This window comes from Aggregatibacter kilianii (assembly GCF_003130255.1).
Lineage (GTDB): Bacteria > Pseudomonadota > Gammaproteobacteria > Enterobacterales > Pasteurellaceae > Aggregatibacter > Aggregatibacter kilianii.
Genome location: NZ_NRCN01000001.1, coordinates 1663110 through 1684261 on the forward strand (window position 1 = coordinate 1663110; position 21152 = coordinate 1684261).

Genomic DNA, 21152 nt, shown 5'->3' on the forward strand with positions numbered 1-21152 from the left:
ATTTGCTATTTTTAAACGCAAACCTCACAGGTTTGAAAGCATCATTATCCCAACCCTATGCCAAAATCTCGAAAAAGAATCTATTTCCTTTTATTGTTATCATTCCTCCTTGGCATAGGCTTACTCATTCGTTTTCTGCCTCACGAACCGTTAAAACAACGTTTTCCTTATTCAGTTGCCGTGTATGACGAACAGCAAAATCTGTTGCGTTTAACCACAGCGAAAGATCAGAAATATCGCCTTTGGACGCCTTTGGAACAGCTTTCTCCACAACTCATTGAGGCAGTGTTATTTCAAGAAGACGAATGGTTTTATTACCATTTTGGTGTCAATCCTTATGGTTTATTGCGTGGGGCGACGCAGACTTATTTATTGGGTGGAACGCCACAGGGCGGATCTACCATTACGATGCAGTTGGCACGGATTTTGTGGGACATTGATAGTCGTAAAATTAGTGGAAAAATTGAACAAATCTTACGCGCGATTCAACTTGAATTGCAATATTCCAAACATGACATTCTTGAGGCCTATTTCAATTTTGCGCCTTATGGCCGCAATGTCGAAGGTGCCGGCACCGCCAGTCTGATTTATTTCAATAAAGCCAATAAAAACCTGAATTTGGCAGAAGCGATGATTTTGGCGATTTTGCCGAAAAACCCTAACGGCTATATTCAACAGAATAATAATCAGCTTAATCCGCAGCTGTTTAACGCACGCAATAAGTTATATCAACGTTGGATTACCGAACATCCGCAAGATAGACAATGGCAATCTCATTTCACCTTGAATTACCCCTTGCGTTCTTTAGAAAAACTCCCGTTTTTTGCACCGCACTTTACCGATCAAGTGTTGCAATATTACGCCGACAGTGATGTGATTCAAAACGGACAAATTGTCACCAGTCTAAATAGTGGTTTGCAACGCTTGGTAGAGCGTATTAGCCGACGTTATTTAGCCCAACAAAAACATTATGGCGTGACCAATATGGCGGTGTTGGTGGTAGATAATCGCACCATGCAAATTAAAGCGTTAGTTGGTTCGGGAGATTATTTCAATACACAAATCAGCGGTCAAATTAACGGTACCTTAGCGAAGCGATCCTACGGTTCGACGCTGAAACCCTTTATTTATGGCTTAGCATTTGATCAAGGCTTGGCGCATCCAAAAACCATTTTGAAGGATTTACCCACCAATTTCGCCGATTATCAACCGGAAAATTATGAAGGCAATTTCCTCGGGCCGGTGACGGTAACTCAGGCGTTGCTGCAAAGTCGCAATATTCCTGCGGTAGAAATGGCACAGCGGCTGAAGCAACCTGATCTTTATGATTTATTAAAACTGGCAAATATTTCTCTGCCCAAAAATAAACAACATTATGGTTTGTCTTTAGTGTTAGGCGGGGCAGAACTTTCCATGCAGCAGTTAGCAGAGTTATACGCCGCCTTGGTCAACCAAGGTCAATGGCAACCGCTGCAATTATTAAAGAATCCAGTGGCTACTCAAGGCGCACGTTTGCTTAGCGCCGAAAGTAGCTACATGGTGAGCGATATGCTAAGGCAAAATATTCGTCCCGATATTTATAATAAATCCATTAAAACAAAACTGCCGCTATATTGGAAAACCGGCACGTCTAATGGCTTACGCGATGCGTGGACGGTAGGTTATTTTGGCAATTACACACTGGTGGTGTGGTTTGGTTATTTTAATAATAAAAGCAATCCGCAATTTATCGGCCGTCGTCTTGCAACGCCGTTATTTTTACAACTGGCAGACGGCATTATTGCGCAATATCCGAACATGAAAGACCCATTAAAACGCGAAGGATTAAATTTAACGGATGTGCCTGTTTGTGCCGCCGATGGTAATTTACCGAACCAACATTGTCAGCAACTCACCCAAACCCTGTTTATCCCCGGTAAATCACCGATTCAAGTGAGTCATATTTATCAACAATTACGCGTGCGAAAAGGCACCGACATGTTGGCATGTGAAAACGATCCGAACGATCAAACGGAACAAAAAATCTATGAAATCTGGAGCACCGATTATCAAAAGCTCTTTGCTCAAGCCGGGATTATGAAACGTAATCCGATGGTGAATGTTGAATGCCCTTACGAACAGCAAAATCACTCTTTACAACAGATCACGCAAAATCCGTTGCGAATTAATTCGCCATTAGAAAATCGTACTTATCACATTCATCCAAACAACCCTGAAAACCATATTCCGCTTATCGCCACCACATCAGGTGAAATCCAACATTTGTATTGGTTTATCAATAATGCCTATTTAGGCGAAAGCCTCTCATCCAAAACTTTCCTCTGGAAACCCACTAAAAGCGGCACCTACCAAATCACCGCTGTCGATGATCAGGGGCATAGTACAACGATGAGTGTAGATGTGATTTTAGGGTTCTAGCGAAATACGGCGTATTAATCGCCTAAAAAAATCACCGCACTTTCATTGGTAAGCCAAAGTGCGGTGATTTTTTTCGTGTTTTTAAATGAACAGACTTAGTTTTTTAGCTTTAACCACTTGCTGCTTAAGGTTCCGGCTGTCATGGCACCGTTGACGTTTAAGGCGGTGCGCCCCATGTCGATGAGCGGTTCGATAGAGATGAGCAAGCCGACAAGTTCCAGCGGTAAATTTAGGGTGGATAGCACCACGATAGCCGCAAAGGTTGCGCCGCCGCCTACGCCGGCAATACCGAAGGAGGAAATGGCAACGACAAGAACCAAGGTAGCTATGTAGCTCAGGCTAAACGGATCCACGCCGACGGTTGGGGCAATCATCACGGCGAGCATTGCCGGATAAATCCCTGCGCAACCGTTTTGTCCGATGGTGGCGCCGAAGGTGGCGGAGAAGTTGGCGATGGCCGGGGTGTTGCCGAGTTTGTCCGTTTGGGTTTCGATGTTTAACGGAATGGTTGCCGCACTTGAGCGGGAGCTAAAGGCGAAGGCTAGGGTTGGCATCACTTTCTTGAAATAGTCGATCGGGTTAATGCCGGAGAAGGCAAGCAACACACCGTGTACGATAAACATCAAAATAATCGCGACATAAGAGGCAATGATGAACGTGCCTAAATTCAAAATATCCGTCCATTTTGAAGTCGCTGCGATTTTAATCATTAATGCGAACACGCCGTATGGCGTTAAGCGAATGACGAAGCGAACCAAGCGGGAAACCAATTTATTTAATGTTTCCACGCCTTGGGCAATGCGTTCACCCAATACCTGATCTTCTTTGCGTAAACTCAACGCAGCCACGCCGAGGAACGCGGCAAAAATGACCGTACTGATAATGGACGTTGGGTTGGCGCCGGTTAATTCCGCAAACGGATTTTTCGGGATAAAGGAAAGTAACATGGCCGGAATTGTTAGATTGCTCACTTGATCCACCCGTCCCAAGACTTTCGCTTGTGCCGCTAACTCCCGTTCGCCGGCTATCAAGCCTTCAGCGGTTAAACCAAACACATACACCATGATAATGCCGATAAATGCCGCAATCGCGGTGGTGATTAATAACACGGAGAGCACGCTAAAGCTGATTTTGCCCAAGGAGCTTGCCTGATTTAAGCGGGTAATCGCCGATAAAATAGAGACAAATACCAACGGCATGACAATCATTTGTAACAATCGTACATAGCCACTACCCACAAGATTGATCCAATCTAGGGCGGATGTGATCAAATCCTGCTCGGCAAGGGATTGCAACAATGCACCGGCACCCAAGCCCAGTAATAAACCGATGAAAACCGTTTGTCCTAATTTTTCCGTTTTCTTGTATAAATAACCAAGGAAAACCAAGGCTAAGGCAAAAATCGCTAAGATAATGAGTAACATTTTTTGCTCCATAAAAAATAAATATCACTGAGATTAAAGCTATTTCATGCTGAAAAAGCTAATAAATTCTAGATATGAATTATAACTAAAAGTATGGTTTGAGGGCTTCAATCCGCTTTTAAAAAAACGACCGCTCAAAAGTGCGGTCGTTTTTTGCTATATTTTTTATTTCACTTGATTTAATAAGAACTGAACCAACAAAGACACCGGTCGGCCGGTTGCGCCTTTATTGGCGCCTTGTAACCAGGCTGTACCGGCGATATCGAGGTGCGCCCATGGGTATTTCTTCGTGAAATTGGAGAGGAAGGCGCCGGCAGTGATAGCACCGCCCCAGCGTCCGCCGATGTTGGCTAAATCGGCGAAGTTGGATTTCAGCTGTTCTTGATATTCTTCGCTTAACGGCAAACGCCATGCTTTGTCGGCGCTTTGTTGGGCCGCCCGTTCAATGGCAGTCGCGATATCCTCATGGGTGGAAACCAAACCGCTGTTATGCTGACCCAACGCCACTACGCAAGCACCCGTTAACGTGGCAATGTCGATGACCACTTCAGGATCGAAACGTTCTACGTAAGTTAGCGTGTCACACAGCACCAAGCGGCCTTCCGCGTCGGTGTTTAAGACTTCCACGGTTAAGCCGTTCATGGTGGTGAGAATGTCACCGGGGCGATAGGCGTTGCCGTCCGGGAGATTTTCACAGCCCGCCATCACGCCGATGACGTTTAACGGCAGTTGTAATTGTGCTAAGGCATTCATTACCCCGAAAACGGAAGCCGCACCGCACATGTCGTATTTCATTTCGTCCATGTCGGCCGCCGGTTTGAGGGAAATACCACCGGCATCAAAGGTTAATCCTTTACCCACCAATACAATTGGTTTGGCGTTTGGATTCGGGTGATTGCGGTATTCCATAATGGATAATTTGGCCTCATTGTGCGTACCGCGTGATACAGCAAGATAGGCGCCCATACCCAATTTTTCCATCTCCGCTTCACCTATGATGGTGGTTTTAATCAGCGGCGAGGTTTCGGCTAAGCTCAAGGCTTTGTCCGCCAAATAAGCAGGGGTGCACACATTCGGCGGGCAATTTGCCACATCTTTTGCATGGCTTACGCCCAAGCCAATGGCGCAACCATGTTGGATCGCTTGTTCGGCAAGTGCCTGCTCATCGGTATCAACGTTAAAAATCAGTTCGCAAAGTGCGGTGGATTTTTCCGATGTTTTTTGGCTTTTGAATTGAGTGAATTGATATAAATTCTGTTCTATCGTTTCAATGGCGAAGCGAATGTTCCAATAAATATTACGTTGGTTAAGGGAAATTTCGGTTAAAAAATTGACCGCACTTTTGGTTTGGGTGGTTTTTAGAGCCTGTACGGTTTTTTGGATAAGTTGTTTATATTGGTATTCATTCAGCTCGCCCGCTTTGCCACAACCTACAAGCAACACACGTTCAACGGCAATGTTTGGAAGATGACGTAATAATGTGGTATCGCCTAATTTTCCGCTGACTTCGCCGCTTTCTACCAATCGGCTGAGGTAGTTTTGCGAAATGTCGTCAATTTTAACCGCACTTGGCGACAGGGTTTTATCTTCAAAAACGCCTACAATCAGGCAATCGGCAGATGAGTTTAGGGGGGCTTGTTGCGCGCTGTACTTCATGTTTTCCTCGCTTATTTTTCTGTTTTCAATGTCAAAATTAGGGTATTATACGCTACCTATTATTTCGGGCTTATGCTTAATTTGCCCGTGTTGTTAAACGAAACGAATTTAATCTCTTTTGCTTAAATTGCAAGAGAAAAAATAGGCAATAACGTGATTTTAACCAGATATTTAACGAAAGAAGTTTTTAAAAGCCAAATCGCGATTTTGTTCATTTTGCTGTTGATCTTTTTCTGTCAGCAGTTGGTGCGCGTGTTGGGTTCTGCGGCTAATGGACAAATTCCCGCCGATTTGGTGTTTTCCTTGCTTGGGCTGGGTATGCCAACCATGGCGCAATTAATGTTGCCGCTTTGTTTGTTCATCGCCATTCTGTTGACGTTTGGGCGGTTATACGCAGAAAGTGAAATTACCGTCATGCGCGCTTGCGGTATTGGTCAACGTATTTTGGTTAAAATCGTGCTGATCCTTTCTTTATTTACTGCTGCCGTAGCTGCCTACAATGCATTGTGGCTTACGCCGTGGGCGATTCACAAACAAATGGAAATTGTGGAAGAGGCGAAAGCCAATCCGAATATGGGGGCATTGTCCGCCGGTCAATTTATGACAGCCAATAACAGCGATTTCGTTTTGTTCATTGATAACATTCAAGATAATCAAATCAATAACGTTTATGTATTCCAAACCCAACCCAAGGGACATAGCAAGCCTTCCGTGATTGTGGCGGAAAAGGGCGAGTTAAAAGCGTTGCCGAACGGCGATCAGATCTTAAATCTGAAAAATAGTGACCGTTTTGAAGGCACAGCGATTTTGCCTGATTTTCGCATTACGCATTTTGATGAATATCAAGCCTATTTAGGTCATAAAACCGTGACGGATGATATCGATGAGGCGGGTGAAATGGACATCATGCAATTGTGGAATGCCACCACACCGGCGATGAAAACCGAGTTTCATTGGCGCTTAACCTTGATTTTAGCCGTGCCGATAATGGCATTGTTGGCGGTGCCGTTAAGCCGCGTGAACCCACGCCAAGGCCGATTTGCCAAAGTGTTGCCGGCGTTGTTGCTATATTTGATTTATTTCTTGTTACAAAGCTCGCTGAAGTCCGCCGGGGGCGCGGGCAAATTAGATGCGGCGTTTTTTATGCCACTAGTGAATATTGCCTTTTTCGCTTTAGCTATTTTCTTGAATAGTTGGAATAGTGCGTTTATGTATCGCATTCGTTATTCCTTTGGCAAACAAGAGGCAAAACAAGGATAAACGCTATGAATACATTAGAACGCTATATCGGTAAAAGCATTTTAGGTACGATTTTTGCCACGTTATTCATGTTAGTAGGCTTATCTGCGATTATTAAATTTGTGGAGCAATTTCGTAGCGTGGGCAAGGGCACTTACGACATTTTGCAAGCCGTTGCCTACACCGTATTAACCATGCCAAAAGACGTGGAAACCTTCTTCCCCATGGCAGCCTTATTGGGCGCGTTAATCGCTTTAGGTAATCTTGCCAGTCGCAGTGAGTTGGTGGTCATGCAAGCTTCCGGGTTTTCCCGTATGCAAATCGGCTTTGCCGTGATGAAAACCACCATTCCGTTGGTGTTATTGACGATGATTATTGGTGAATGGGGTATTCCGCAAACCGAACAGTTTGCCCGTGATATGCGTTCCAAAGCCATTTCAGGTGGCTCCATGTTATCGGTGAAAAATGGCATTTGGGCGAAAGATGGCAACAACTTCGTGTATGTTCGCAATATTTCCGATGATGTGGAATTACATGATATTTATATTTACACCTTTAACGATCAACGTCGGTTGGAAAAACTAAAACACGCCAATCATGCCACCTTTAATAATGGCAAGTGGATGTTAAAACAAGTGAATGAATCCACAATCCAACCGGATAGTGTGAACACCATCAACCGCTTAAATGAAGAATGGAAAACCAATTTAACCCCTGACAAACTGGGTGTAGCATCCTTAAGACCAACGTCGTTATCAATTTCCGGATTGTCCAGTTACATTACGTTCTTAAAAGAAACGGGGCAGGATTCGAAAAACTTCGAGTTAACCTACTGGCGCAAGTTGTTCCAACCGATTTCCGTAGGCGTGATGATGATGTTGGCGCTGTCTTTTATTTTCGGCCCATTACGTAGTGTCACCGCCGGTGCACGGATTCTGATCGGAATTTGTTTTGGTTTCTTGTTCTATGTAGTAAACGAGTTGTTTGGTAAATTTAGCTTGGTTTACAACTCGACACCGTTAATCGGTGCGCTGATGCCGAGCATATTATTCTTGGCGATTACTTGGTGGCTATTGGCACGTAAGCGGAGTTAGGTCTAAAGTGCGGTCGTTTTTATAAACGTTTTTAAGCCCGTGAGACCGTCTCGGGCTTTTTAATCAGCACATTAATCTTATTCATTCATTTAATGAAATATTTGAAATTGACACATACCCCATTTCTCTTTAATTTAAACCAATCTTCCAGACCGATTAAAATATGAGGCAACTTTATGAGTTATGCAAAAGAAATTGATAATTTGAATCAGCACTTAGCCAATTTGAATGGCAAAATTAACGTTTCCTTTGAGTTTTTCCCGCCGAAAAATGAAAAAATGGAAAATCTTTTGTGGGATTCCATTCATCGTTTAAAAGTATTAAACCCTAAATTTGTTTCCGTCACCTATGGCGCCAATTCCGGTGAGCGTGATCGCACACACAGCGTGGTGAAAAACATCAAACAACAAACCGGCTTAGAAGCCGCACCTCACTTAACAGGTATTGATGCTACCCCTGATGAATTGCGTAAAATTGCCAAAGATTATTGGGACAGCGGCATTCGTCGCATTGTGGCATTACGCGGAGACGAACCGCCCGGTTATAGCAAAAAGTCATTTTATGCTGCGGATTTAGTAGAATTACTACGTTCTGTGGCGGATTTTGATATTTCTGTTGCTGCCTATCCGGAAGTTCACCCGGAAGCCAAATCGGCACAAGCGGATTTAATCAATTTGAAACGCAAAATTGATGCCGGTGCCAACCATGTGATTACGCAATTCTTCTTTGATATTGACAGCTATTTACGTTTCCGCGATCGTTGTGCGTCTATTGGTATTGATACGGAAATCGTGCCGGGAATTTTACCGGTAACCAATTTCAAACAGTTACAAAAAATGGCGTCGGTAACCAATGTAAGTATTCCGGCGTGGATGGCAAAAATGTATGAAGGTTTAGATGACGACCAAACCACCCGTAATCTTGTGGCTGCCAGTATTGCCATAGATATGGTGCGCGTGTTGTCTCGCGAAGGTGTAAAAGACTTCCATTTCTATACACTAAATCGTAGTGAATTAACCTATGCCATTTGTCATACCTTAGGCATTCGTCCAACATTGTAGTAAGCAGAAAATTAAAATCCTATGGATTCTGACCGCACTTTAAATGCTCCTTAATAAAGTGCGGTCATTTTTTTAGATGATTTTAGCTTTGCTCTTTTTTCAATAAAGAACATAAAAACAAGAAGGTGGAACAGATGACCACTGATGGGCCGGCGGCGGTGTCGTAATAGGCGGATAAGGTTAAGCCCATAGAAACGGCGATCATGCTGATGATACTGGCGATGATAACCATGCTTTCCGGTGTGCGGGCAAAGCGCTTGGCCGCTGCGGCAGGAATGATGAGCAAAGAGGTGATAATCAATGCGCCGACAAATTTCATGCTTAATGCAATGGTTAACGCCGTTAACACCATCAAAATAAAGCGCATTCTTTTCACGTTAATGCCTTCCACTTGCGCCAGTTCGGGACTGATGGTGGTTGAAATAAGCGGTTTCCAAAAATAGAATAATGTTGCAAGCACGATGACGGCACCAATGCCGATATAAATCAAATCTTCGTAGTTAATGGAAAGCAAATCACCGAATAAATACGACATTAAATCTACCCGCACATTTTGCAGTAAGCCTACTGTAACAACGCCGATTGAAAGACAGCTGTGCGCGATGATGCCAAGTAACGTATCGACGGAAAATTGCGTGTTGTTTTCCAACCAAACCATCGCAACGGAAAGCAATAGGGTCAGTATGAGAATGGCGATATAAGGATTGATTTGCAGAAAAATACCCAGCGCTACGCCAAGTAGGGCGGAGTGGGATAGCGTATCACCAAAGTAAGCCATTTTACGCCAAACGACAAAAGCACCGAGGGGCGCGGTGATGAGCGAAAGTATTATGCCTGTGAGCCAAGCGGGAAAAAGAATATCAAACATAATGTTATCTTGAATGTGGTTCTTTAGGTTCTATGTTGCAAATATTGCCGTGCATATCATGACGGTGGTTATGGTGGTGGGTGTAAACCGCAATATTTTTAGAAAATTGATCACCGAAAAAGTGAATAAACGTCGGGTCATTAGACACGGTTTCCGGTGTGCCTGCACAGCAAATATGCTGATTTATACAAAGCACTTCATTGGTATCCGCCATGACAATATGTAAGTCGTGGGACACCATTAAAATCGCGCAATTAAGTCGCTTTTGGGTTTGGTGGATCAGTTGGTAGAGTTCCGCCTGACCGGTCATATCCACGCCTTGAGTCGGCTCATCTAAGACCAATAAATTCGGTTTATTTAAAATAGCACGAGCCAATAATACCCGTTGCATTTCACCGCCGGAGAGCTTTTGCATACTGTTATGCATGAGATGAGTGATGGACAATAACGCCATTGTTTCCTGAATATCTTGCTGACTGATGCTTTTTTTTAGGGATAAAAATTTCTCAACAGTGATAGGAAGATTGTGATCCAAATGGATTTTCTGTGGCACATAACCAATACGAATGTGTTTGTTATAAATCACTTTGCCGGATGTAGGTTGTTGTAGTTTAAGCAACACTTTTAACAAGGTCGATTTTCCCCCGCCGTTTGGGCCGACAATAGTAATGATGGAATTGGGGTAAATCGTCAGATTAATGTTGCTTAATGCGACTTGTTGGCCGTATTTTACATTAATATTTTTTAATTCGACTAAGGGTAATTTGATTGCATGAATTTGCATTATTTTTGTTCTGTTGGGGAAAAATTGCGCTAAAAATAACTTATTTTTTGCAGTTTAACAAGTTGAACGCAAATTTATGTGTATAATTGCCGCATTTGTTTGGAATTTATCATTTTCTGCTGAATTTTTTAAAGTTTGCTTGGTCATAAATAAACTTAAAGCCGTCATCCGTTGTAAAGGGAACCAAAGTAGTGCAACACGTAAAACTAGCAAGAGATCGTCGTAAAAGAAAATCGCGCATTAAAGCGCTTATTTTCTTTATTGCGCTTTTTTCTATTTTTACCGGTTTTTTCCTGCATTTAAACGATACTGCTTCCGATAAAATCGATGAAGTTAATAATCCGATTTATTCCAATCAGCCGATAAAAAACGATGGTTTTGTCGATGCGAAAGACCAATTCCAAGATATTCTATCCGATGAGCTTTATCCTGCCTCCGCCTATACCATGTCATTTGCAAACGAGGCGTATCATGAAGCGCAAATCTTAGCTGACACTGTTGGCATTATCACTATTGATAATAATGCGACATCTTATAATGATGACGTCGGCGAAGATGACGAAGTGGAAGAAGTGAAAACCCATGATGAGTTAGATGAATTAGATAAACTGCCGGATGCCGCAAAAGATGCGGTCGCCAATATTTTAGATGTGGCAGATCAGGCGATTCGCATTAAAGATCAATTCAGTCACACTGTAGTGAAAGACGATACATTAAAAGACGTGTTGGAATTATCCGGTTTGGATAGTAGCACCAGCAAGCAGTTAATCGCTTCTTATCCCGAGTTGAAACATTTACAGGCCGGGCAACAGTTCTACTGGATTTTAAACAACGACGGTGAGTTGGAATATTTAAACTGGCTGGTTTCGCAGAAGAAAGAACATATCTATGAATTACAGGCAAGCGGGCAGTTCAAGCGCCAAATTGTTGAGAAGAAAAGCGTGTGGAAACGTGAGGTCTTGCGTGGCGAAATGGAGTCCTCTTTCGTTAACAGTTTGAAAAAATTAGGGTTAGATAACCGCCAGATTTATCAATTATTCTCTGCCTTGCAGTGGCAGGTGAGCCTTAAACAATTGAAGAAAGACACGAAAATCTCCGTTTTAGTTTCTCGTGAATATTTGGAAGACAAGCTTACCGGTCAAGGAAACGTTGAGGCTATCCACATTATAAGCGGCGGCAAGAGTTATTACGCCATTCAAGCCAGCAACGGTCGTTATTATAATCGCCAAGGGGAAACCTTAGGCAAAGGCTTCTCACGTTACCCATTACAACGTCAGGCACGTATTTCCTCGCCATTTAACCCGCGCCGTCGCCACCCGATCACCGGTCGAATTGCGCCGCACAAAGGCGTGGATTTTGCCATGCCGACAGGTACACCGGTAATAGCGCCGGCAGATGGTACGGTAGAAAAAATCGCTTATCAGGCTTACGGTGCGGGACGCTACATTGTGATCCGCCATTCCCGTGAATACCAAACCGTGTATATGCACTTAAGCCGCCCACTGGTGAAAGCTGGGCAATCTGTTAAGAAAGGTGAGCGCATTGCGTTATCAGGCAATACCGGAGGTTCAACCGGTCCGCACTTGCACTATGAATTCCACATTAACGGTCGCCCGGTTAACCCGTTGACCGTGAAACTACCGGGTGGTAGTAGCGGAATGGACACTGCCGAGCGTAAAGCCTTCCTCGTGAAAGCCAGTGAAGCCGAACGTTTGTTGAAATAACCCGTCATTAAAAACAGCGCTAAAAATAACCGCACTTTGAACGCAATATTCAAAAGTGCGGTTATTTTTTTATGTGTTTTTAAAGGCTGGACTAGGTAGCCATTTTCAAAATGATTATGTCGATACCTGAAAAATCCATCGATGCAAATCATAACGCCGACAAGAGCTTCATGTGCGTTATGCTCAGTTGCCCTGCGGCTAATTACATTCTAGATTTTACTGGTTTACCCCAAAGGTTTTGGTGGCTTTGTCGTATTTCAAACCGGAGTGGGAACCTTCGGAACCGTTGAAGTAAATGTCTTTTGGTTGGGAGCAAGCGGTGAGAGTTAAAATACCCGCCAAGAGAAGAAGTAGTTTTTTCATGAGATACCTTTAGTTTTTAGATTATTAGATTTAATGTGGCGCGATTATAGCATATCAACATCAAATTCGTTTAATTTCCGGAGGTCCTTTTTATAGTAGATGTTCCGCCGACTAAATAAGGCTATAATTTGCCTTGATATTTTACGGAGAAGGAATGATGTCGGAAAAAACATTTGAAAAACTGACCGCACTTTTAGACCAAAATCAGGCTCGTTATCGGGTGGTAGAGCATTCGTCGGTAGGCAAATCGGAGGACGTTGCGAAAATTCGTGGTACGCAAATCGGCCAGGGGGCGAAAGCGTTGGTTTGTACTTTGAAAGGTAATGGTGTGAAACAAACTATTTTGGCTGTCTTGCCGGCGGATCAACAGGCGGATTTAGACAAAATTGCTGCGAATTTTGGCGCAAAGAAAGCCTCTTTATCCAGCCCTGCGGAGGTGTCTGTACTTACAGATTGTGTATTTGGCGCTATTCCGCCTTTTAGTTTTCATGAGAATTTATTGCTCATTGCTGATCCGAGTTTATTACAACGTTATGATGAATTGGCATTTAACGCAGGTACGCTCGAATGTTCGGTGATTTTAAACACTGCGGATTATGCGCGCATTGCGCAACCACGGTTAGTAGAATTTATTCGGAAGGATTAATTGGAATAAAGCAAAAAGGCTTAGATTTTTCTAAGCCTTTTTATGTTTTAAAGTGCGGTCGATTTTTCGAGTGTTTTTTTGGTTTACTCGTTAAACATCGCAGAAATGGATTCTTCGTTGCTGATACGGCGAATAGCTTCGGCAAGCATACCGGAAAGTGTGAGTGAGCGCACTTTGCCAAGGGCTTTGATTTCTGCTGAAAGCGGGATGGTGTCGGTGACAACTACTTCATCGAGCGCATCGCTGGCAATATGTTTCGCTGCGGAGCCGGAGAAGACGGCATGGGTGGCATAGGCAAATACGCGTTTTGCGCCACGTTCTTTTAAGGCTTCTGCCGCTTTGCATAAGGTGCCGCCGGTGTCGATCATGTCATCAACCAAAATGCAGTCGCGATCAGCTACATCACCGATAATGTGCATGACTTGGGAGACATTGGCACGCGGACGACGTTTGTCGATAATTGCCATGTCGGTGTCGTTTAATAATTTGGCTACTGCGCGGGCGCGAACCACACCGCCGATATCCGGAGAAACGACGATTGGGTTGACCAAGTCGGTTTTCTTTAAAATGTCATCAATTAATACCGGAGAACCGAACACGTTATCTACCGGCACATCAAAGAAACCTTGGATTTGTTCTGCGTGTAAATCGCAAGTTAACACGCGGTCAACGCCGACACTGGATAAGAAGTCGGCAACCACTTTAGCGGTGATCGGTACACGGGCGGAACGAACACGACGATCTTGGCGGGCATAGCCGAAATAAGGAATCACAGCGGTGATACGACCGGCAGAGGCGCGGCGTAAGGCATCAACCATCACTAGTAATTCCATTAAATTGTCGTTGGTTGGTGCGCAGGTGGATTGGATGATAAATACATCGCTACCACGCACGTTTTCGTTGATTTGCACTTGCACTTCACCGTCACTGAAACGACCAACAGTGGCATTACCTAATGACGTGAATAAACGCTCGGAAATGCGTTTGGCGAGTTCCGGTGTCGCGTTACCGGTGAAGAGTTTAATATCTGGCATTGTAAGTTAGACCTCAGGAGTTAGATGATTAAATAAGTGTTAACGGATTAAGCCGGATAAATTTTCAACATTTATGCGTTGTAGCATTGCATGTAATGGAGAAAGGTTTAATCCTTTTGCAACAAAACTAAAGCAATTTTTGGGCTTTGCCTGTAGAACCAATTGAGCGGATTGTTCATCGTTAAATTCCGCAAAAACACAAGCGCCGGTTCCGGTTAGCCTAGCTGGTGCATATTCTACCAACCAGTTAAGTAGTTCTTCAACCTCTGAATAGTGATCCCGGACAACTTTTTCGCAATCGTTTGCGTATTTTTCTTGAAGTAATTGCTGTAATGGTTTCTTTGGCGTATTACGCGGTAAATCAGGATCGGAGAACACGACAGCGGTGGAGATCGAGACATTGGGTTTTAATACCAAATACCATTTCTCCGGTGCCTCGCAATAGGTAATTTGCTCGCCGACACCTTCTGCAAAAGCAGCTTTACCATGCACGAAAATCGGTACATCGGCGCCTAACATGAGGCCTAATTTTGCTAATTCTTCGGTCGTTAAGCCTGTTTTCCATAAATAATTTAATGCCACTAAGGCGGTTGCCGCATTGGAAGAACCACCGCCAACGCCACCGCCGATAGGCAGAATTTTATCTAATTCGAGGTCGGCACCAAGAGGAGTATTGGTATGTTGTTGGAGCAAGGTTGCCGCGCGATAAATTAAGTTATCTTCTACTTTTAAATCGGCAATGGACGAAATTAAATTGATTTTGCCATCATCACGCACCTTGATATGTAGCCAATCACCGAAATCCAAAAACTGAAACAGCGTTTGTAACTCGTGGTAGCCATCGGGGCGTTTGCCGTTGATGTATAAGAAAAGATTTAATTTGGCGGGGCAAGGAAAGCGCAAACTATGAGCGCCTTCCGATGAGCTGGTAGATAAAAGTGCGGTAGAAAATTGGTATGTTTTCATGCCTTAGAATTTCCATTCATCTACACGGATTTTCAGTGTTTGTCCGTCAGTCTTCAGTAAGATACTTTCCGGCATCGGCGGTTGACGGTTAGTTTGATAAGACAAATAATCCGCCGTCCAAGTTTTGCCGTCGAAGACATGGCTGAAAGAGGCTAACAGGTGATTTTCGCCCACTTGATAATCATCGTTATCTTTCGGTTGGCCTTTTAACCAAAAAGCAAATTGCTCCAACGGGAAGTCCATGCCGATAATTTCGCGCAACAACATTTGAGCATCCTCCGCAGAACGCTGACGGCCTTTGTTGTCGGAAATGGTCATGCCTTTGGCATGCATTTGAATTTGCAGGGTTTCACTGCTGATAGTGGAATACAATTTCAACGTATAATTTTGCGGGTTATTGTATTGCCAATCAAAACGGGTGGAAAAACGTTCTTTGGTGCTGATATAACCAAGCTGCCCTAAGGCTTGATAACCTTTAATTTGCTTGATTTGTTGTAAGTGTTGCTGCCAAGTCGGATCGGTTTTTTCGATATATTTTACATCGGTCGGGCGTTGTTGATCAGTGACTACACAGCCGCTTAATAATAAGCCCGCGAACAAAAGCCAAAAGTAAGAGATTAAATTTTTCATAAGCAATGATTCATCCTGAAAAAGTGGGAGTATTTTACGCGTCCCTGTGGGTGGAGTAAATAATTCTTCCTAAATAGCCTGCGGCTAGGGTTTAAAGTGCGGTAAGATTTCCGTGCGTTTTTGTTTCACCGCAAAAATACGACCGCGATTAAGCTGATCACGAATGGCTTTATTTTCAAAACCTGCCGCAATAATGGATTGAATATCGACTTTTAAGGCTGCCTGATATAAAGCCAAGGCAAATTCTTGCTGTGGATACTGGGTATGTTCAAAGCCTTTTCTGCCACGGGTGTCGGCAAAACACACCAATAAAAATTCCATAAAACGTAATGGGTTACGCCACACGTCGAACGTATTAAACAGTTTCACTACGGTTTCCGGGCGCAGTTCAAAGATTTTGTGAATATGCGTGTGATATTCGCAAGTTAGCTCTGCCAGTTGTTGATAATAGGACGGCACTTTGAGGCGCTTGCACAGATTGCGGGTGGGTGTCATGCCTAATTTTTCATGGCCGTGATGGTGTGGCCAATTGGATTTTGGCGTTTTTGCTTTGCCTAAGTCATGACAAATGGCGGCAAAACGCACCGCACTTTTATGGCAATCCACCTGTTCCGAAAGCAAGGTTGCTTGTTGCAAGACCAGCATAGTATGCACGAAACTGTCAATTTCAGGGTGATATTTGGCGGGATTTGGCACGCCATATAATGCCTCTAATTCAGGAAATAATACGGCAAGTGCGCCGACCTGACGTAAGGTTTCAAAATAGATCTCAGGATTTTTTTCGTTTAGCGCTTTTTCCGTTTCCGCCCAAACCCGCTCGGCGGTGAGATGTTGCAATTCGCCTTGTACCGTGAGTGTTTGCATTAACTGCAAAGTTTCCGGCGCAATAGTAAACCCCAAATGATAATAGCGTGCGGCAAAGCGGGCGACGCGCAACACTCGCAAGGGATCCTCTGCAAATGCGGGGGAAACATGGCGCAAAATGCGTTGTTGTAAATCATCTGCTCCGTGGTAAGGATCGTATAAATTGCCTTGTAAATCCTGTGCCATGGCGTTAATGGTGAGATCGCGACGCATTAAATCTTGCTCAAGGGTAATATCGGCGGAAAAGTCACAAATAAACCCCGTATAACCTTGGCCTGATTTGCGTTCGGTACGTGCTAAAGCATATTCTTCTTTGCTTTGCGGATGGAGAAAAACGGGAAAGTCTTTTCCTACTTGTTGATAACCGAGATTGAGCAAAGTTTGTGGCGTTGCCCCCACAATTACCCAATCGCGGTCTTTTACGGGCAGGTTGAGAAGCTGATCACGCACAGCTCCGCCAACCAAATAAATTTGAAATGGAGCGTCGGCCATTATGCCCAACCATCACGACGACGGCGTTTCGGCATGATTAACGGTAGGATTAAACCGATTAATAAGCCGACACCTAATACGGAACCGCCGTAAATAAACCATTGAATGGCAATTTCGCGTTTGCCGGCATCAAGCATAGCCTCTAAATCACGATTTTTATTTTTAGTGATTTCCAATTCACGTTTCAGTTGAGAATTTTGTTCTAATAATTCGCTACTTTGTTCTTCCGCCTGTTTGGTACGACGTTGCATTTCCACCGTGCGTTGCTGCCAATCACCGTCTAAACGATTTAGTTTCAGGCTTAATTCTTGAATTTGACTTTTGAGTTTTGGATTTTCTAATTTGCTACTGGCTTCATTGCTGAGCTCGCTGGTAAGAATCCAAGCTTCACGGTTTTTCGCATCTCGAATTAAAGTGTATCGGTCTTTTTGATCAAGTACGGTTACTGCTTCGCCTGACTGAATTGCCCCAGCAATTTTATATTGATCACCGGCGCCTTTGCGTAAATAAGTTGATAAGTTTTCTGTAACATATTTGGTTTCTGCATGGGCTAGATTGATGCCCAGACCGAGAAAACCGAGTGCGAGGAGATAATTAATCGTTTTTTTCATATATAGGAAATCCCAAGCGGATAAGAAACAAAAGTGCGGTGAAAAATGACCGCACTTTTACGTCTTGATTAATGGAAAACAGCTTGTAATAGATAGTAAATAATAATAGAGAATAATGCGCCTGCCGGTAGGGTAACAACCCAAGAAACAAAGATGTTACGAATCACCATCAAGTTAATCGCCGCAATACCGCGTGCAAAGCCGATACCCAATACAGCGCCTACCAACGTTTGTGTGGTGGAAATCGGTAAGCCGGTACCCGATGCCACGACCACGGTCATTGCGGTGGCAAATTGTGCGGCAAAACCACGACTTGGGGTCAGATCCGTAATCCCTGTACCGATAGTCGCCATCACTTTGTATCCCATGACAACCAGTCCAACCATAATACCACTGGCACCTAACGGTAGAATCCACCATGCCAATGGTGCATCATTTATAATTTGGCCACCGCTTTCAATAATGGCTACCACGGCAGAAAGTGGACCGATGGCGTTCGCCACATCGTTTGAACCGTGGGCAAATGCCATAGCGCAGGCGGTCATAAGCATTAAAATACTGAAGACTTTTTCCACCCCACCAAAGGTACCGCCTTCCAACATTTTAAATTTAAATTTACGACTACGGAAATAGAAGTAGCAATAAATGATACCGACAACACTGATAGCCAACGAAATCAGGACATTTTCCGTACCGGTTAAATTTAATCCGACGTGTTTTAATCCCTTGGTTAAGGTGACGATACACAAAATGAAGATGGTTACTCCCATGTAATATGGGCCGTATTTTTGTGCATTTTTAAACGGGCTGTCTGTGTCAAAAATCAGTTTTTGAGTGCTGATAAAAATCCCGTAAGCTAAGAAACCGGCAATGACCGGTGTAATAAACCAACTTCCTACAATATTTTTGATATTGCTCCAATCTACGGAGTGGAAACCGGCCGTTACACAAGAAAAACCTACGATAGCACCGATGATTGAGTGCGTGGTGGAAACCGGCCAGCCCATTTTGGAGGCGATTAATAACCATGCGCCGGAGGCAAATAGGGCGGCCATCATGCCGAAAACCAACACTTCAGGTCGGTCGATGAATTGGGTGGTGTCAATAATACCGCTTTTAATTGTTTCGGTAACCTCGCCGCCGGCTAAATAGGCCCCGGCAGCTTCGAAAATCATTGCAATAATAATCGCTTGTTTTGGCGTGATAGTACCTGAGCCAACAGATGTTCCCATTGCATTCGAAACATCGTTGGCTCCCACACCAAAGGCCATGAAAAAGCCGAAAACGGCCGTAATAATAATCAATAACGAGCCGTATTGAGAGAGTAATTCCATGAAAAATACCTAAATTAATGAAAATTATGAACGCGCCAGCATGAGTTCAATGCGCGAGCCAACGCGTTGTGCTTGATCGGCCAATACGCCAACCCATTCGATAATTTTGTATAAAAACATAACATCGATCGGGTTGTAGCGATCTTCAATATCAAGCAGCATTTTTCTTAATTTAATTTGTATTTGATCGGTATCGTCTTCAATGGCATCAAGTGAGTTAATCATTTGATTTACGAAATTCAATTCGCGACCTTTGAAACCGGTTTCTAATAATTGATCCATTTCTTCAATCACTTTATGAGCCTGTCCGGTCGCATCCAAACTGCGTTTTAAATAGCTCATAAACTCCGCTTGCATTTCTTGCGGAATACCAAAGTGGCGACCCACCATACGTCCGGCAATGTCTTTGGCATAATTGGCCAATTTATCTTGTTGAGTCACTAATTCCAATAAATCCGTACGTTCAATCGGCATAAATAAGCCGCGTGGTAATTTCAAACGGATTTCCCGTTTTAAACTATCCGCTTGGCGTTCGTGAGCGGAAATATCTAAACGAATTTGTTCCGCTTTGTTCCAGTCGTCCACGAAAGTTGCTTCAAAGAAAGGAATTAACAGTTCACAACATTCGGTAACTTTGTTGGAATGTTTTTGGAGAGGTTTTAAAGGGGAGTGGGCGAATAATCCAAGGATATTATTCATTACCATAATAAAGTGACTCCTTTAATCAAGGTTAATAACTCAGCGCGCATATTACATGATATGAATGAAAAATTCACGATTTTGATCGAAAAAAAACGGCGTTTATCGGATAATGAGCGGCGAAAACGGCAATAAAACAGAAAACCTTATGAATTTAAAGGATTTATTATGCATGATGAAATTGAATTAAAACTGGCGGCAGAAAATATTCAAATTGAACAATTAACGACCATTTTCGCGCAATTTAATGTGATTGAGCATCAAAAAAACTTTCTGGTTAACACTTATTATGATACGGCCGATGGGTATTTTACCCGCCACAATATGGGGCTGCGCGTTCGGCAAAAAGACAATGATTATACGTTAACACTAAAAACCGACGGCAAGGTGGCGGGCGGTTTGCACGTTCGTCCCGAATACAATGTGACGTTGCCGAATGCCGAGCCGAATTTGGCCGTGTTAACCGAACAATATGAATTATCGTTAGAGACAACGGATCCGCTAAACGCGATTTTTAGCACGGATTTTGAGCGTCAAATGTGGTTAATTCAGGCCACGCCGACAAGCCAAATTGAAGTGGCGGTTGATTTGGGCAATGTTATTGTGGGTGAAAAACAGCAGGTCATTAGCGAAATTGAATTTGAAATTAAAGAAGGCGGATTGGCGCCATTTTTTGCCTTTGTGGCGGATTTTCTACAGCGTTATCAAGGCAAAGTGCATTTTTATTCCATGAGCAAAGCCAAACGGGGGTATCAACTGGCGCAGGGCACAGATCCGAAAGCCTCAGATTGGATTGAACGTTGGCGCGGCTTTTTGCATACGGAAAAATACGCCAAAAAAACATCGGAAAAACTGACCGCACTTTTGCGTTACGAACAAGATTTAATCGAAGAAACGTTGGCGTTGGGTGTGGATTTTTTTGCTACCGATTTTATTAAAACCGTTGAGCGTGTCGGTGCCTTTTTTAATTTGGCACATTATTATGACGACAACAAAAATCTCTTAGAAACGGCGCTCAACGAGCAGGTCGCAGCAAATCATCACTACGCTTTGGAAAATGTGTTGACGGAATTGACTGAGGCCAACGCGCAATTATTTGCGCAAATTCGTGAGGTTATTCGCTTGCATAGCGAAACGAAAGACAACGCGTTAGCAATGAATAAATTGTTCGATCTTATCCAAACGCCACAGTATGCACAGCGTATGCTTCATCTGATGACGTTAACGCTTGGCGAATAAGGCGGC

19 protein-coding genes are annotated in these 21152 nt (G+C 43.6%); 7 read left to right on the plus strand and 12 right to left on the minus strand.

Annotated features, from left to right (window positions below; genetic code table 11):
• Positions 1–57 precede the first annotated feature (57 nt).
• A complete protein-coding gene (pbpC, locus tag DK428_RS07835; RefSeq protein WP_109063536.1) occupies positions 58–2418 on the plus strand; it encodes a penicillin-binding protein 1C in 2361 nt (786 codons plus the stop codon).
• 95 nt (positions 2419–2513) lie between these two features.
• Here pbpC and DK428_RS07840 read toward each other — a convergent pair whose 3' ends face one another.
• Entirely contained in the window at positions 2514–3842 is a 1329-nt protein-coding gene (locus DK428_RS07840) for an L-cystine transporter (protein ID WP_109063537.1), read from the minus strand.
• 165 nt (positions 3843–4007) lie between these two features.
• Positions 4008–5498 (minus strand): leucyl aminopeptidase, encoded by a 1491-nt coding sequence (locus DK428_RS07845; protein WP_109063538.1) that lies wholly within the window; start codon positions 5496–5498, stop codon positions 4008–4010.
• 153 nt (positions 5499–5651) lie between these two features.
• On the opposite strand from DK428_RS07845, the gene lptF reads away from it, so the two are divergent.
• From lptF to metF, 3 genes are all read left to right on the plus strand, one after another.
• The gene (gene lptF / locus DK428_RS07850) at positions 5652–6758 is read left to right on the plus strand and encodes an LPS export ABC transporter permease LptF (RefSeq protein WP_165819764.1); all 1107 of its coding nucleotides are present in this window, start codon (positions 5652–5654) and stop codon (positions 6756–6758) included.
• A gap of 5 nt (positions 6759–6763) precedes the next feature.
• Positions 6764–7831: an LPS export ABC transporter permease LptG gene (lptG, locus tag DK428_RS07855; protein WP_109063540.1), complete on the plus strand. Its 1068-nt coding sequence runs from the start codon at positions 6764–6766 to the stop codon at positions 7829–7831.
• Positions 7832–8007: 176 nt separating this feature from the next.
• Entirely contained in the window at positions 8008–8892 is an 885-nt protein-coding gene (metF, locus tag DK428_RS07860) for a methylenetetrahydrofolate reductase (RefSeq protein WP_109063541.1), read from the plus strand.
• 82 nt (positions 8893–8974) lie between these two features.
• Here the strand turns inward: metF and znuB are convergent, their stop codons facing one another.
• Together znuB and znuC are read right to left on the minus strand one after the other, a co-directional pair.
• Entirely contained in the window at positions 8975–9760 is a 786-nt protein-coding gene (gene znuB / locus DK428_RS07865) for a zinc ABC transporter permease subunit ZnuB (protein ID WP_109063542.1), read from the minus strand.
• A 4-nt stretch (positions 9761–9764) separates the two neighbouring features.
• Positions 9765–10544, minus strand: coding sequence for a zinc ABC transporter ATP-binding protein ZnuC (gene znuC, locus DK428_RS07870; protein ID WP_109063543.1), 780 nt, complete (start codon positions 10542–10544; stop codon positions 9765–9767).
• A gap of 191 nt (positions 10545–10735) precedes the next feature.
• Between znuC and mepM the strand changes: the two genes are divergently transcribed.
• The gene (gene mepM, locus DK428_RS07875) at positions 10736–12268 is read left to right on the plus strand and encodes a murein DD-endopeptidase MepM (RefSeq protein ID WP_109063544.1); all 1533 of its coding nucleotides are present in this window, start codon (positions 10736–10738) and stop codon (positions 12266–12268) included.
• 216 nt (positions 12269–12484) lie between these two features.
• On the opposite strand, the gene DK428_RS11640 is transcribed toward mepM, so the two are convergent.
• Positions 12485–12631, minus strand: coding sequence for a hypothetical protein (locus DK428_RS11640; protein ID WP_165819765.1), 147 nt, complete (start codon positions 12629–12631; stop codon positions 12485–12487).
• 157 nt (positions 12632–12788) lie between these two features.
• Here DK428_RS11640 and DK428_RS07880 point away from each other — a divergent pair, with 157 nt between their 5' ends.
• Positions 12789–13277: a YbaK/prolyl-tRNA synthetase associated domain-containing protein gene (locus tag DK428_RS07880; RefSeq protein WP_109063681.1), complete on the plus strand. Its 489-nt coding sequence runs from the start codon at positions 12789–12791 to the stop codon at positions 13275–13277.
• An 83-nt stretch (positions 13278–13360) separates the two neighbouring features.
• Here the strand turns inward: DK428_RS07880 and DK428_RS07885 are convergent, their stop codons facing one another.
• The 7 genes from DK428_RS07885 to DK428_RS07915 form a co-directional block, all read right to left on the minus strand.
• Entirely contained in the window at positions 13361–14311 is a 951-nt protein-coding gene (locus tag DK428_RS07885; RefSeq protein WP_109063545.1) for a ribose-phosphate pyrophosphokinase, read from the minus strand.
• Positions 14312–14350: 39 nt separating this feature from the next.
• Positions 14351–15277, minus strand: a complete 927-nt coding sequence (ispE, locus tag DK428_RS07890) for a 4-(cytidine 5'-diphospho)-2-C-methyl-D-erythritol kinase (protein WP_109063546.1) — start codon at positions 15275–15277, stop codon at positions 14351–14353.
• 3 nt (positions 15278–15280) lie between these two features.
• Positions 15281–15907 carry a lipoprotein insertase outer membrane protein LolB gene (gene lolB, locus DK428_RS07895; RefSeq protein ID WP_109063547.1) on the minus strand — a complete coding sequence of 209 codons (627 nt, stop codon included), beginning with the start codon at positions 15905–15907 and terminating at the stop codon, positions 15281–15283.
• Between the two features lie 84 nt (positions 15908–15991).
• Complete coding sequence (locus DK428_RS07900; RefSeq protein WP_109063548.1) at positions 15992–17263, minus strand: multifunctional CCA addition/repair protein; 1272 nt, start codon at positions 17261–17263, stop codon at positions 15992–15994.
• Positions 17263–17874 (minus strand): TIGR04211 family SH3 domain-containing protein, encoded by a 612-nt coding sequence (locus tag DK428_RS07905; protein ID WP_109063549.1) that lies wholly within the window; start codon positions 17872–17874, stop codon positions 17263–17265. Before DK428_RS07905 ends, DK428_RS07900 begins: the two co-directional genes overlap by 1 nt.
• Positions 17875–17942: 68 nt before the next feature.
• Positions 17943–19208: an inorganic phosphate transporter gene (locus DK428_RS07910; RefSeq protein WP_109063550.1), complete on the minus strand. Its 1266-nt coding sequence runs from the start codon at positions 19206–19208 to the stop codon at positions 17943–17945.
• A gap of 24 nt (positions 19209–19232) precedes the next feature.
• The gene (locus DK428_RS07915) at positions 19233–19913 is read right to left on the minus strand and encodes a TIGR00153 family protein (RefSeq protein WP_109063551.1); all 681 of its coding nucleotides are present in this window, start codon (positions 19911–19913) and stop codon (positions 19233–19235) included.
• Positions 19914–20075: 162 nt separating this feature from the next.
• On the opposite strand from DK428_RS07915, the gene DK428_RS07920 reads away from it, so the two are divergent.
• Positions 20076–21146 (plus strand): CYTH domain-containing protein, encoded by a 1071-nt coding sequence (locus DK428_RS07920; protein WP_109063552.1) that lies wholly within the window; start codon positions 20076–20078, stop codon positions 21144–21146.
• Positions 21147–21152 lie beyond the last annotated feature (6 nt).

Coding starts and splice junctions, on each gene's coding strand:
- pbpC (WP_109063536.1), top strand. CDS start 58: ATGCCAAAATCTCGAAAAAGAATCTATTTCCTTTTATTGTTATCATTC.
- DK428_RS07840 (WP_109063537.1), bottom strand. CDS start 3,842: ATGTTACTCATTATCTTAGCGATTTTTGCCTTAGCCTTGGTTTTCCTT.
- DK428_RS07845 (WP_109063538.1), bottom strand. CDS start 5,498: ATGAAGTACAGCGCGCAACAAGCCCCCCTAAACTCATCTGCCGATTGC.
- lptG (WP_109063540.1), top strand. CDS start 6,764: ATGAATACATTAGAACGCTATATCGGTAAAAGCATTTTAGGTACGATT.
- metF (WP_109063541.1), top strand. CDS start 8,008: ATGAGTTATGCAAAAGAAATTGATAATTTGAATCAGCACTTAGCCAAT.
- znuB (WP_109063542.1), bottom strand. CDS start 9,760: ATGTTTGATATTCTTTTTCCCGCTTGGCTCACAGGCATAATACTTTCG.
- znuC (WP_109063543.1), bottom strand. CDS start 10,544: ATGCAAATTCATGCAATCAAATTACCCTTAGTCGAATTAAAAAATATT.
- DK428_RS11640 (WP_165819765.1), bottom strand. CDS start 12,631: ATGAAAAAACTACTTCTTCTCTTGGCGGGTATTTTAACTCTCACCGCT.
- DK428_RS07880 (WP_109063681.1), top strand. CDS start 12,789: ATGTCGGAAAAAACATTTGAAAAACTGACCGCACTTTTAGACCAAAAT.
- DK428_RS07885 (WP_109063545.1), bottom strand. CDS start 14,311: ATGCCAGATATTAAACTCTTCACCGGTAACGCGACACCGGAACTCGCC.
- ispE (WP_109063546.1), bottom strand. CDS start 15,277: ATGAAAACATACCAATTTTCTACCGCACTTTTATCTACCAGCTCATCG.
- lolB (WP_109063547.1), bottom strand. CDS start 15,907: ATGAAAAATTTAATCTCTTACTTTTGGCTTTTGTTCGCGGGCTTATTA.
- DK428_RS07900 (WP_109063548.1), bottom strand. CDS start 17,263: ATGGCCGACGCTCCATTTCAAATTTATTTGGTTGGCGGAGCTGTGCGT.
- DK428_RS07905 (WP_109063549.1), bottom strand. CDS start 17,874: ATGAAAAAAACGATTAATTATCTCCTCGCACTCGGTTTTCTCGGTCTG.
- DK428_RS07910 (WP_109063550.1), bottom strand. CDS start 19,208: ATGGAATTACTCTCTCAATACGGCTCGTTATTGATTATTATTACGGCC.
- DK428_RS07915 (WP_109063551.1), bottom strand. CDS start 19,913: ATGGTAATGAATAATATCCTTGGATTATTCGCCCACTCCCCTTTAAAA.
- DK428_RS07920 (WP_109063552.1), top strand. CDS start 20,076: ATGCATGATGAAATTGAATTAAAACTGGCGGCAGAAAATATTCAAATT.